Genomic DNA, 11,651 nt, shown 5'->3' with positions numbered 1-11,651 from the left:
GACATGCCCCATGTCGCGCCCCCGAACGGTTCCGCCGGGCACCTGCACGGCACCGGTACCGTCCTGCCCGAGTCCTGCTCCGCCGCCCCCTACGCTCCCGGCCCGAACGTCGGGAGCCCCTACGCGCCCGGTCTGTCCGTGCCGGGTCCGCGCACGCCGGGCCGCGAGCCGGGGGACCCCGGCGGCTCCCTGCCGGGCGCCGCGGTCCCCGCCACCGCACTGCTCGACACCGGCCCGAGCCGGCCGCCGCGCCCCGCCGGCCTCGCGCCGACCGTGACCGTGACCGCGGCCGCCGCCGCCCCCGTACCGTTGCCGCGCGGGGCGTGGCAGGCGCCGGCACTGTCCTGCGCACCGCCCCGGGTCCTGCTGCTCGACGGAGACCCCGTCTCCCGCCAGGTCTTCGGCTGCACCCTCGACGACGACGACCAGGTGAGCCTGGTCGCCACCGGCGACAGCCGGCAGCCGCTTGCCGACTGGCCGCTGCACCGGGCCGATCTGACGATCCTGGTCTCCGGCCCGCTGGAGAACCATGTCCTGAAGGCCCAGGACGTGGCGCGCCGCGGGGGCAGGTCGCTCCTGGTGGGCGTCGATTGGACCAAGCACCGGCTGGACGCCGCGCTGTCGTCGGGGGTGTCGGGCTGCCTGAGCAAGGACTGGGCGCTGTGCCACCTGCCGCAGGCGGCAGCCGCCGCCGCGACCGGACACGTCGTCCTCTCGCCCGACCTGGTCGGGCTGTGCGTCTCGATGCAGCCGGCGGACGCCGGGCGCGGCCTGGCACGCCGCCTGCGCTGCCTGACGTGCAGGGAGCGCGAGGTGCTCACTTTGCTGGCGGAGGGGATGTCCACGGGCGAGGTCGCGGGCACTCTCGTGGTCTCCCCGGCCACCGTCAAGAGCCACGTCTCCCACGCCCTGACCAAGCTGTGCGTACGCAACCGCCTTGAGGCCGTCCTGCTCATGCAGGCCGCCCTGGGCTGCGGTGTCCAGCACGGTGACTTCCACCCCGGAGGGATCTGAGGGCACCCCCCCTGCCCGGACACGTCCCGGTGGGCCGCGGCCGCGACCTGTCGCGCACCCTCGACGGTTCTAGGAGCGCCCCAGCTGCTGCGCCAGCCCCGCCACGGTCGGGCGGCGCAGCAGTGTCCGCAGGCGCACCTCCTGCCCGAAGTCCGCCTTGATCCGGCCCAGGAGCCGCAGCGCCAGCATGGAGTGGCCGCCCAGGTCGAAGAAGTCGTCCTCGACACCGACCCGTTCCACACCCAGGACGTCCGCGAACAGCGCGCACAGGCGCTCCTGCACAGGGCCGCCCGGGGCGTCGCGGGACCCGGTGGCGGCCGCGGCCGCGGCCGCGTATACGGGTGCGGGCAGGGCCCGGCGGTCCAGCTTGCCGTTCGCGGTGGTGGGGAACCGGTCCACCGTCACGTATGCCACCGGCCGCAGATGCTCGGGCAGCTCGGCCTGCGCCTGCGCGCGCAGCTCCCGTGCCGCGGGAGCCGCTCCCGGGCGGGGCAGCACGTAGGCGACGAGCCGCTGGTCGCCGGGGCCTTCGGCGCGTACCAGGACGCGGACGCCGGCCACGTCCGGGTGACGGGCGAGCGCCGCCTCCACCTCGGCGGGCTCGATGCGGAAGCCGCGCAGTTTCAGCTGGTCGTCCCGTCGCCCCAGGTACTCCACGGTTCCGTCGGCACGCCAGCGGGCCAGGTCTCCCGAGCGGTACATGCGGGACCCGGGCGGGCCGTAGGGGTCGGCCACGAACCGCTCGGCGGTCAGGCGGGCCGCGCCCAGGTAGCCGTGGGCCTCGCCCACTCCGCCGAGGTACACCTCGCCGGCCGTGCCCGGGGGCAGCACGCGCAGCCGGTCGTCCAGGACGTAGAAGTGCTTGTTGGCGACGGGGCCGCCCAGCGGTACGGATCCCTCGAGGCAGTCGCGCAGGGTGACGGGCCGCCACACGGCGACCATCATGCATTCGAGCGGCGAATAGGCGTTGACCAGCCGCAGTGCGGGGCGGCGGCGCAGCAGCCGCTCCAGGTGGCCCGGTGAGGCGGCCTCGCCGCCGGTCAGCAGCAGCCGGACGGTGTCGAAGGCCGAGGGGTGCTGGTCGATGAGGAAGTTGAGCAGGCTGGCGGAGAAGTGGGCCACCGTGACGCGGTGTTCGGACATGAGGCGCACCGCGACCTCCGGCTCGGGTGTCCCGCCGGGCTGCAGTACGCACGTGGCGCCCGCGAACAGCGCCGACAGCAGCTCGAAGGCGAACGCGTCCCAGGACATCGGGGAGCACTGGAGGACCACGTCCGACGGGGTCACGCGGGCGAACTCCTGCCCCACCAGGCTGCCGACGACCGCCCGGTGCGACGCCACCACCCCCTTGGGCGTGCCCTGCGAACCCGAGGTGAACAGCACACAGGCGGGGTCCTCGCCGCCGGCCGCCACTGCCGGGTCGGTGTCCGGCAGGCCGTGCAGGAGGGCCGGATCGTCGGTCCGGACGGTGTGCGGGCCGTCCGGGCCGCAGGCCGCGGCCGGCAGGGGGCGGTCGCTCACCACGACCCGGCAGCCGGTCGCCCGGATGCACTCGGCGGTTCGGGCGTCGGGGAACGCCGGGTCCAGCAGCACATGGCCCGCACCGGACTTGAGCGCGGCGAGCAGCGCGACGACCAGCTGCGGGCCGCGCTCCAGGCGCACGCCCACCCAGTCGCCCCTGCGGACGCCGAGTCCGGTCAGACGGTGCGCCAGCTGGTTGGCGCGCCGGTCCAGCTCGCCGTACGAGACGCGCTCGTCGCCGAAGACGAGCGCGGTGGCCTGCGGGTCGCGTGCCGCCCGGTCGGAGAACACGGTGTGCACGCAGGGCCTGTGGGGGAGCGGGAAGCGGACGCCGCGCCCCGCGGCCAGCATCCGGTCGCGCTGTTCGGGGCCGCACGGTGCCACGTCCGCGGGCCGGGTCGCCGGGTTCTCCGCGAAGGCCTCCAGGACGCGTGCCAGGTCGGCGGCCAGCGCATGGGCCAGCGGTTCGGGGACGCGGGACGCGTCGTGGTGCAGCCGTACCTCCAGGTGCTCGCGGGGCGTCACCACCACGGTCACGGGATAGTGGGCCGTCTCCGTGCAGCTGATGTCGCCGACCCGGATCCCGGCGAACTCCGCCGCAGCGGACAGGCCTTCGGGCTGCACCTCCACGGTCACCGTCGTGTCCAGCAGCGGTCCCGCGATTCCCGCGGCCCGGGCGGTGTCGCCCAGGCCCAGGTGGTCGTGCGGGTGCAGGGCCAGGCGGTGGGTGTGCACGTCGGCCAGCAGGCCGGCCAGGCTCGTGCCCGCGCCCGTCCGCACCCGGACCGGCACCGTGTTGACCAGCATGCCCACCATGTCCTGGACCCCGTGGAGTTCGGCCGGGCGGCCGCTGAGGACGGAGCCGAACACGACGTCCTCGCGCCCGGTCCGCCGCGCGAGCACCAACGCCCACGCGGCCTGCACCGCGGTGGTGAGCGTCACGCCCTGGCTCCGTGTCCGGGCGAGCAGAGCCGCTGTCCGGGGCGCGGGCAGTGTGTGGAGTGCCGTCGACCAGCGCGGTGCCGTGCCGCCGGAGCCCGGCGCCAGCAGCGTCGGGGTGGCGCCGGCCAGCTCCCGCCCCCAGGCCCGTTCCGCGGCGGCCCGGTCGCGGCCGGCGAGCCAGCTGAGGAAACGCCGGTAGGGCACCGCCGGCGCCAGGTCCTCCTCCGCGTACCCGGCGAAGATCTCGCGCAGCAGCACATGGGCGCTCCAGCCGTCCAGCACGCAGTGGTGCGCGGTGACCGCGAGGCGGTGCCGCCCGGCGTCCTCGGCCACCAGGTCGAACCGCAGGAGCGGGCCGCCGCGGACGGTGACGCCGGCGGTCCGCGCGGTCCGCAGCGCCGCGTCCCCGTCGCGGCCGGCCGCCACCGACCAGTGCGGCTCCGCGGCGTGCGGGACCACCTGCACCGGCTGTCCGTTGGCGCGGTAGTGGATGCGTGCCCGCAGGTTGGGGTGGCGCACCAGCACCCGGCGTACCGCCGCGCGCAGCCGCTCCGCGTCCAGGGGGCCGTCCAGCGGCACGGTGTACTGGGCGACGTACACGCCGTGCTGCCCGTCCTGCGCCAAGGTGTGGAACAGCAGGCCCTCCTGCAGCGCGGTGAGGGGGAGTATCTCGTCGATGACGGGGGCGGACATGGGCCTCCTCCACTTCGGGACGGTCGGGACGGTCGGGACGGTCGGGACAGCGGTCAGCCGCGCGGCAGTTGCGCCGCCAGGGACGCGTACTCCCCTGGGGCCAGATCGGGCAGCAGCTCCGGCTCCGCACCCGGGTCGTGCGCCGTGGCCTGGCAGGCGGCGGCGGAGGAGGCCAGTTCGGCCAGCGAGTCACCCCCGATGACATCGGCCACCGTGATCACGATGCCGCGGGCACGCGCCCGGTTCACCAGCCGCATGGCCGCCAGGCTGTCGCCGCCGAGACCGATGAAGGAGCGGTCCGGCGCCGCGTCCCCGGCGGCCAGGCGCAGCACCTCCTCGGCCGTCGCACACAGCCACGCCTCCAGCCCTCCCTCGACCGGCCGCGCCTGCGGTGCCCGACCGCCGGGCCGGGTCGCCGGGCCGGGCCGGGGCGGGGCGGGCAGCGCGGCCAGGTCGAGCTTGCCGTTGCCCGTCAGCGGAACCTGCTCGAGGACGGCCCACGCGGTGGGCACCATCGACTCCGGCAGCGAACCGCGCAGATGCTCGCCCAGCGCCTGCCCGCCGGGCACGGGCTCGCCGGGCGCGGGCACCACGAAGCAGGCCAGCCAGCGATCGCCGCCCGGCGGCCCGGCACACACCACCGCCGCCTGCGCGACGGCCGGATGAGCGGACAGCACCGCCTCGATCTCGCCGAGTTCGATGCGCTGGCCGCGCAGCTTCACCTGGCGGTCCGACCGGCCGGCGTACTCCAGCACACCGTCGTCCCGCCGCCGGGCCAGGTCCCCGGTGCGGTACAGCCGGGATCCGGGCGGTCCCAGGGGACTGGCCACGAACCGCTCCGCGGTCAGCCCCGGCCGGGCGAGGTAGCCCTCGGCCAGCTGCACGCCCGACAGGTACAACTCGCCTGTCACGCCGGGGGGCAGCGGGGCGAGCCGCCTGTCCAGGACGTGCGCGCCGGTGCCGCTCACCGGGACGCCGATCGGCACGCTGTCCGGGTCCGCGCCCGGACGGCAGTGCCAGGCGGTGGCGGCCACCGTCACCTCGGTCGGCCCGTACAGGTTGTGCAACTCGGCGTCCAGCATGCGCAGGCAGCGGTCGCGCAGGGACACCGGCAGCGCCTCGCCGATGCAGAGGATCCGCCGCAGCGAACGGCAGCGGTCGGTGACCTGCGCGTCCAGGAAGAGCCGCAGCATGGAGGGCACGAACTGCACGGTGGTCACGGCCCGGTGTGCGATGAGGTCGGCCAGCCCGTGCGGTTCCCGCTCCAGGCCCGGCGGCGCGACGACGACCGCGGCGCCGTGGAGCAGGGGCCACAGGTACTCGTAGGCGGACGCGTCGAAATTGACCGGCGTCTTGACCAGCACCCGGTCGTCGGCCTCCAGCGGCACCGCCTGCTGCATCCACCGCAGATGGCTGACGATGGCCTCGTGCCGCACCACGACGCCCTTGGGGCGCCCGGTCGACCCGGAGGTGTAGATGACGTAGGCGGGGTCCTGGGCGCGGGCCGGCCGTATCGGCTCCCCCCGGTCGTCGTCCCCGGAGGCGTGCGGCGCGGGCAGTGCGGTGAGTACCCGGTCCGGGGCCGCCTCGTCGAGGATCAGCGCGGCGCGGCGCGGCGGAGTGTTCGCGTCGAGCGGCAGGTAGGCCGCGCCGGCGCTCAGCACGCCCAGCAGGGCGACGACCAGGTCGGGGGAGCGGTCCATGCGGACCGCCACCACGCTGCCCGGCCCGATGCCGTCGCGGCGCAGCGCGCCGGCCACCTCCCGCGTCCGGCGGGCCAGCGTCGCGTAGTCGAGGGTGGTCCGGTCCGCGATCACGGCCGCGGCGTGCGGGGTGCGCTGCGCCTGGCCGGCGACGAGGTCGGCGAGGGTCGTCACCGGGCTCACCTCGCCGGGGAGGGTGCCGGCTCGCCCGCACGGGCCGCGACCACGGTGAAGTGGCGGTCCACGAACTCCAGGCACGCCGCCCGGTCGCGCCGTGTCAGCACCACCCGCCAGCCGTCCGGGACGGCGAGCTGCGCGGGCCACAGCGAGTAGCGCTCCTGGTCGTTGGCGAGCACCAGGTAGGGGGCCGAGTCATCCTCGAACGGATGCGTCATGGGATACCTCTTCCTTGTGTACGGTCGGCAGCGGACCGACGTCGTCCCTGTTCACCGTGGTCGTGTCGTACTTGCCGAGGGCGCTGATGAGCATGCGCACCTCCAGGTCGAGACAGGCCGCCAGGCGCAGCAGTCCCCGCTGCGGATCCTCGTCGGCGGCGACGAGGGCCGCCCGGCCCAGGCCCACCGCACGGGCTCCCAGGGCCAGACACTTCACCGCCCGCGTCCCCTCCCACACGCGCCCGCCCGCCAGCAGGCACCCGGGCCCCCGGCCGGCCGCGAGCAGGCAGTCGAACAGCGGCAGTCCCACGTGGTCGAGGAAAGCGCCGGGCGCCCAGCCGGTGCCTCCTTCGGCGCCGTCCACCGTGACGCTGTCCGCGCCGGCCTCCCAGGCCACGCGCGCGGCGGCGCCGACGTCCCGGCCGGGGTGGAGCTTCACCCACACCCGGGCGCGGGGGTAGTTGTTGCGCATCAGGTTGATCTGCTGGCGCAGGATCTCCTCGGTGTACGTGCCCGGACTGGAGGCGCGCAGCATCCGGCCGTCGCCGGGCATCGCCAGCAGCGCGTACTGCTCCTCGACCGCCGCTGCCGCGGCGGTGCCCAGCAGCGTCATCCCGCCCAGGCCCGGCTTCGCGCCCTGCCCGGTCTTCAGCTCGAAGGCCAGCCGGCCCTCCTCCAGGAACGGACGGGCCGCCGGATCGCTGTAGACCAGGTTCCACACCTCGGCGTCGGCGTCCTCGGTGCTCTGCTGCACCACGATCCCCCCGTGCCGCCCGTCGCTCTCCTGCCCGTATGCCTCGATCCGCGCCAGCAGCGCCTTCGCGGGCCGGCCGCCCAGGCGCCCGTAGCCGATGACCGGCACCACGTTCTCGCCGACGACCAGGGGGATCCCCAGCCGGCCCGCCTGCCTGCCCAGCGAGGTGCCCAGGTCGCCGCGGGCGGCCGCGGTCGACCCGAACGCCGAGACGTAGAAGGGGAGCCGGGAGGGGAAGCCGCCGATGACGGTCTCCAGGTCCACGTCCGACGGCATCGGCTCGCGCCCCAGGTCGATCAGCTTCTCCAGGCGCTGCTCCATGAACACCGGCGGAAGCAGCCGCAGCCGCTCCAGCGGGTCGTCGCCGCGCGCCGGCCCCGTCCAGCCGCTGCCGTAGAGCGTGCTGCCGTAGCCGTCCAGCGGGGGAAAGGCCGCCTCGATACCGGTGCGGGCGCGCTCGCGCACAGCGGCCTCCGGAAATCCTGGCGCGCGCAGCATGCCGTTCATCGGGGGCCTCCCGTAATGGAATGCGAGATCCCGTCGCATCGGGTGGCACCAACGTAGCCCGGGGGCGGGCGGCGCCCGGAGCATCCGGCCGCAACTTCCTCTGAAAGAGGCCCAGGTGTCTCCCGCGGTGGTCTTTCTCCCCTCCGGGTGGAAGGAGTTGCACGCGAGAATGATTGACCGGAACTCCGCATCCATGGGTCGATGAGGGCATCTGGAAGGCCGCGAAAGGGGCTACCGATGGAAGAACGTCGAGTTTCGATTTTCGACACCACTTTGAGGGACGGTGAGCAGGCGCCGCGCAATTCCATGACCCCGCAGCAGAAACTGGAACTCGCGCTGCGGATCGAAGCCCTCGGAGTGGATGTCGTCGAGGCCGGATTCCCCGCCTCCTCGCCCTCGGAGGCCGAAGCGACGCGCCTCATCTCCCGCAACCTCACACGCGCTTGGTTCACCACCTTCTGCCGCGCCGTGCGCGCCGACATCGACTGCGCCGTGGCCGCGGGCGGCACCCGCCGGCACGAGGTGCAGATCCTCGCCACCTCGAGCGAACTGCACCTGGAGCGGAAGCGCCGCATCTCCCGCAAGGAGTCGATCGACGAGATCACCGAATCCGTGCGGCACGCCCGCGGCTTGGGCGTGCCCCGCGTCTCGCTCGGCCTCGAAGACTCCTCGCGCGGCTCGGACAGCCTGCTGCGCGCCCAGATCGAGGCGGGCGCGGACGCGGGCATCACCTGCGTCGTGGCGGCCGACACCTCGGGCTGCATGACGCCGCAGGAGTACGGCGAGATGATCGGCAAGGTCCGCTCCTGGGCCCCGCCGCACGTGAGCGTGTTCACCCACTGCCACGAGGACTTCGGGCTCTCCACCGCCAACACCCTGGCCGGGCTGCAGGCCGGGGCCGACGGCGTGCAGACCACGCTCGGCGGCATCGGGGAGCGGGCCGGCAACGCGGCACTGGAGGAACTGGTCGCCATCCTGGCCTACAAGCACGCCTCGCTCGGCCTGTACACGGACATCGACACCAGCGCCATGTACGCCGCCTACACGGCGCTGCGCCGCGTCATCGGACTCGACCAGCCGCGCAACAAGGCGATCTTCGGCGCATACGCCTTCGGCAGCGCCGCCGGGATCCACCAGGCCGGGATCCTGCGGGACCCGTCCACCTACGAGTTCGTGGAGCCAGGGCGCTTCGGCCGGGAGCGCTCCATGCTCATCGCCCGCCACTCGGGCCGCGCGGTGCTGCGGCACCTGCTCGACACGATGGGCGTCGACCTCGGCGAGGACCAGGTGGAGGACCTGTACCGGCGGCACATCAGCGAGCGCACCGGGGGCGACTGCGAGGACATCTCCGTGCTGAGGCGGCGGCTCGCCGAGGAGTTGCTCACCGTCGGGGCGGGCCGCTGAGGCGGGCTCCGCCGCCTGCGGGAAGGGGCGGTGGGAAGCGGACGTGGCGGTCCGCTTCCCACCGCCCCCCTCTGCCGCCCGACGGCGTCGGCCACCGCGGCGGTCAGTCGTCGATCAGGCCCCGCACCCCGTCCTTCCAGCGGTCGGCGTAGCGGTCGGCCGCCGCGCGGTCGCGGAAGGCGTACGTCTTCAGCAGCCAGCGCGTGGCCGCCCGTTCGGCGTCGAGGATCTCGATGCGGTCCCTGCTGTGCAGACCGTCCTGGTTGGCGAACAGCAGCAGGTCCCCGTCGCGCATCCGGTGGCGCTGCTTGTCGGCGACCACCAGTGCGTTCTTCAGCGCCAGCAGCGCGTCCTTGGCCACGCCCGGTGCCTCGGGGACCACCGACGTCGTCGTCTCCAGGTAGCGGATCGAGTGGTCGCCCTCCAGGATCGGGTGTGCGCCGGAAGAGCGCTGGCTGCTGTTGGTGTCGCGTGAGAAGACGTCGAAGGACGTCGTGAAGTACGGCCGGCGCAGGATCCGCTGGTCCTGTTCCGACAGGTTGCGCAGCAGTTCGCGGCAGCCGACGAACGTCGTGTAGATGACCTCGTCCTGCGGGCAGCGCATGCCGAGCAGGGCGATGTGGTCCGCACGCGCCCAGTGCGCGGTGCGGTCGTTGTGGAAGGGCAGCTCGCTGTCGCTGAATCCCGTCTTCATGCCGCTGTACTTGTTGATCGCGATGACGTCGGTGAAGAAGTCGCCGTTGTTCCGGCTGCCGTACGCCATCAGCGGGGTGCCGGTCAGCCGGGCGATCAGGGCGAGGAACGCCTCACCGACGAAGGTCGTCTTCTTGCGGTACTTGTCCGCCACCGGATCGTCGAGGTCGAGTTCGGGCACGTGCGGGTCGACGGGGCAGTTCCGTATCACGTGTGCTTCGCTGCGCCCGCTGTGCCGGTCCTGCCGGATACGCGTGCACACCTCCACCAGGAACGGCGGAGCGGCCACCTGTGCCACGCCGGCGACGAATTCCTCGTGGTTCCGGTACGGATTTCCCGGTACGGCCCCGAGCACGGCGAGGAGTTCGCCGTGCTGGGCCGGGGTGAGTACATGAATGGGTTCCATTCCCTCATCGTCCGCCGGTGTTCCGCGCGAATCATCGGTCGACCGGCCGAGCGGACTCCACCCGGGGGCGAGTGAGTTCATCACGGCTGTCGATTCCGGTGCGCGCCCGGGGTGTTTCGATGAGTCGCAGCAAGCGACCGGGTGCCTCCTGCGCCGGAGGCACCGGGCGGGAACGCGCCGGACGAAGAGATCACGGATGCGGAGGTATCCGCCGTGGCACCCCAGACACTGGCCGCGAAGGTGTGGCGCGAGCACGTCGTGCGCCGTACCGGGGCCGGCAACGACCTCCTCTACATCGACCTCCACCTGCTGCACGAGGTGAACACCCCGCAGGCCTTCGCCGGGCTGCGGGCCGCCGGCCGCACGGTGCGCAGGCCCGACCTGACCGTGGGCACCGAGGACCACACCACCCCCACGACCGCGGTCGACCGGGTCGACCCCGACGCCGCGCGGCGCCACCAGCGCCGCCTCATGGCACGCAACTGCGCGCAGTTCCGGATCCCGCTGCACCGGCTCGGCACCGCCTCGCAGGGCATCGTCCACGTCATCGGGCCCGAACTCGGCCTGGTGAGGCCCGGGATGACCGCCGTGTGCTGCGACTCGCACACCACCACCCTCGGCGCGTTCGGCGCCCTGGCCCTGGGGATCGGCACCAGCCAGGTGGAGCACGTCCTGGCCACCCAGACGCTGCCGCTGGCCCGGCCCCGGGACATGGCGGTGACCGTGACCGGCACCCTGCCCGCGGGCAGCACCGCCAAGGACCTCGCACTGGCGGTGGTCAACCGGGTGGGCACCGGCGGCGCCCAGGGCCACATCGTGGAGTTCCGCGGGCCCGGCGTGCGGGCGCTGTCCATGGAGGGCCGGATGACGCTGTGCAACATGGCCGTCGAGATGAGCGCCAGGGCCGGGCTCGTCGCCCCCGACGAGGTCACGCGCGACTACCTGGCGCACACCGTGCCGCGCGACGCCGGGCGCTACGACGGCCTGGCGCTGCACGGCGACGACGGCGCGGTCTTCGACCGCGAGATCGAGATCGACGGCACGCGCGTGCTGCCGCGGGTGTCGTGGGGCACCAACCCGGCGCAGAGCGTGCCGATGGACGGCCGGGTGCCCGACCCGTGCGACCTGTCCGACGAGGCCGAGGCCGCCGCCGCGCGCCGGGCACTGGACTACATGGGCCTCGCCCCGGGCACCGCCGTGCGGGACATCGCGGTCGACACCGTGTTCATCGGGTCCTGCACCAACAGCCGCATCGAGGACCTGCGGGCCGCCGCCGTCGTCCTTGAGGGCCGCAGGGTCCGGGTCGACACCGTCGTCGTACCCGGCTCGGCACGCGTGCGCGAGGCGGCCGTGGCCGAGGGCCTGGACCGGGTCTTCGCCCTGGCCGGGGCCGACTTCCGTGCGGCGCCGGGCTGTTCGATGTGTGTCGGCCTGGGCGAGGACCGCCTCGGCGCCGGGGTGAGGTCCGCCTCCACCACCAACCGCAACTTCGAGGGCCGCCAGGGCGCCGGATCGCGTACCCACCTGGTCTCGCCGGCCGTCGCCGCGGCCACGGCCGTGCGCGGCCGGATCGCGGCACCCGGCGACCTGTGAGGGCCGTGCCGCCCCCCGCCCACTGC

At 74.1% G+C, this 11,651-nt stretch carries 8 protein-coding genes; 3 read left to right on the top strand and 5 right to left on the bottom strand.

Annotation, left to right across the window (positions count from 1 at the left end):
- Positions 1 to 3: 3 nt before the first annotated feature.
- The gene (locus OG900_00630) at positions 4 to 1,014 is read left to right on the top strand and encodes a LuxR C-terminal-related transcriptional regulator (GenBank protein WUH88775.1); all 1,011 of its coding nucleotides are present in this window, start codon (positions 4 to 6) and stop codon (positions 1,012 to 1,014) included.
- Between the two features lie 69 nt (positions 1,015 to 1,083).
- Here OG900_00630 and OG900_00625 read toward each other — a convergent pair whose 3' ends face one another.
- Genes OG900_00625 through OG900_00610 form a run of 4 tightly spaced genes read right to left on the bottom strand, consistent with a single transcriptional unit; the run spans position 1,084 to position 7,529 of the window.
- The gene (locus tag OG900_00625) at positions 1,084 to 4,170 is read right to left on the bottom strand and encodes an amino acid adenylation domain-containing protein (GenBank protein WUH88774.1); all 3,087 of its coding nucleotides are present in this window, start codon (positions 4,168 to 4,170) and stop codon (positions 1,084 to 1,086) included.
- Positions 4,171 to 4,223: 53 nt separating this feature from the next.
- Positions 4,224 to 6,047 (bottom strand): non-ribosomal peptide synthetase, encoded by a 1,824-nt coding sequence (locus tag OG900_00620; protein ID WUH88773.1) that lies wholly within the window; start codon positions 6,045 to 6,047, stop codon positions 4,224 to 4,226.
- A gap of 5 nt (positions 6,048 to 6,052) precedes the next feature.
- The gene (locus OG900_00615) at positions 6,053 to 6,268 is read right to left on the bottom strand and encodes an MbtH family protein (protein ID WUH88772.1); all 216 of its coding nucleotides are present in this window, start codon (positions 6,266 to 6,268) and stop codon (positions 6,053 to 6,055) included.
- A complete protein-coding gene (locus tag OG900_00610) occupies positions 6,246 to 7,529 on the bottom strand; it encodes a glutamate synthase-related protein (protein ID WUH88771.1) in 1,284 nt (427 codons plus the stop codon). Before OG900_00610 ends, OG900_00615 begins: the two co-directional genes overlap by 23 nt.
- 237 nt (positions 7,530 to 7,766) lie before the next feature.
- Here OG900_00610 and OG900_00605 point away from each other — a divergent pair, with 237 nt between their 5' ends.
- Positions 7,767 to 8,933 carry a pyruvate carboxyltransferase gene (locus tag OG900_00605; protein WUH88770.1) on the top strand — a complete coding sequence of 389 codons (1,167 nt, stop codon included), beginning with the start codon at positions 7,767 to 7,769 and terminating at the stop codon, positions 8,931 to 8,933.
- A gap of 103 nt (positions 8,934 to 9,036) precedes the next feature.
- Here the strand turns inward: OG900_00605 and OG900_00600 are convergent, their stop codons facing one another.
- The gene (locus OG900_00600; protein ID WUH88769.1) at positions 9,037 to 10,032 is read right to left on the bottom strand and encodes a TauD/TfdA family dioxygenase; all 996 of its coding nucleotides are present in this window, start codon (positions 10,030 to 10,032) and stop codon (positions 9,037 to 9,039) included.
- A 213-nt stretch (positions 10,033 to 10,245) separates the two neighbouring features.
- On the opposite strand from OG900_00600, the gene leuC reads away from it, so the two are divergent.
- The gene (gene leuC / locus OG900_00595) at positions 10,246 to 11,625 is read left to right on the top strand and encodes a 3-isopropylmalate dehydratase large subunit (protein WUH88768.1); all 1,380 of its coding nucleotides are present in this window, start codon (positions 10,246 to 10,248) and stop codon (positions 11,623 to 11,625) included.
- The last annotated feature ends 26 nt before the right edge of the window (positions 11,626 to 11,651 follow it).

Origin of the sequence: Streptomyces sp. NBC_00433 (assembly GCA_036015235.1) — a bacterium.
Classification (GTDB): Bacteria; Actinomycetota; Actinomycetes; order Streptomycetales; family Streptomycetaceae; genus Actinacidiphila.
The sequence above is the reverse complement of the archived record's forward strand: the minus strand, read 5'-3'. Positions and strand labels throughout refer to the sequence as shown.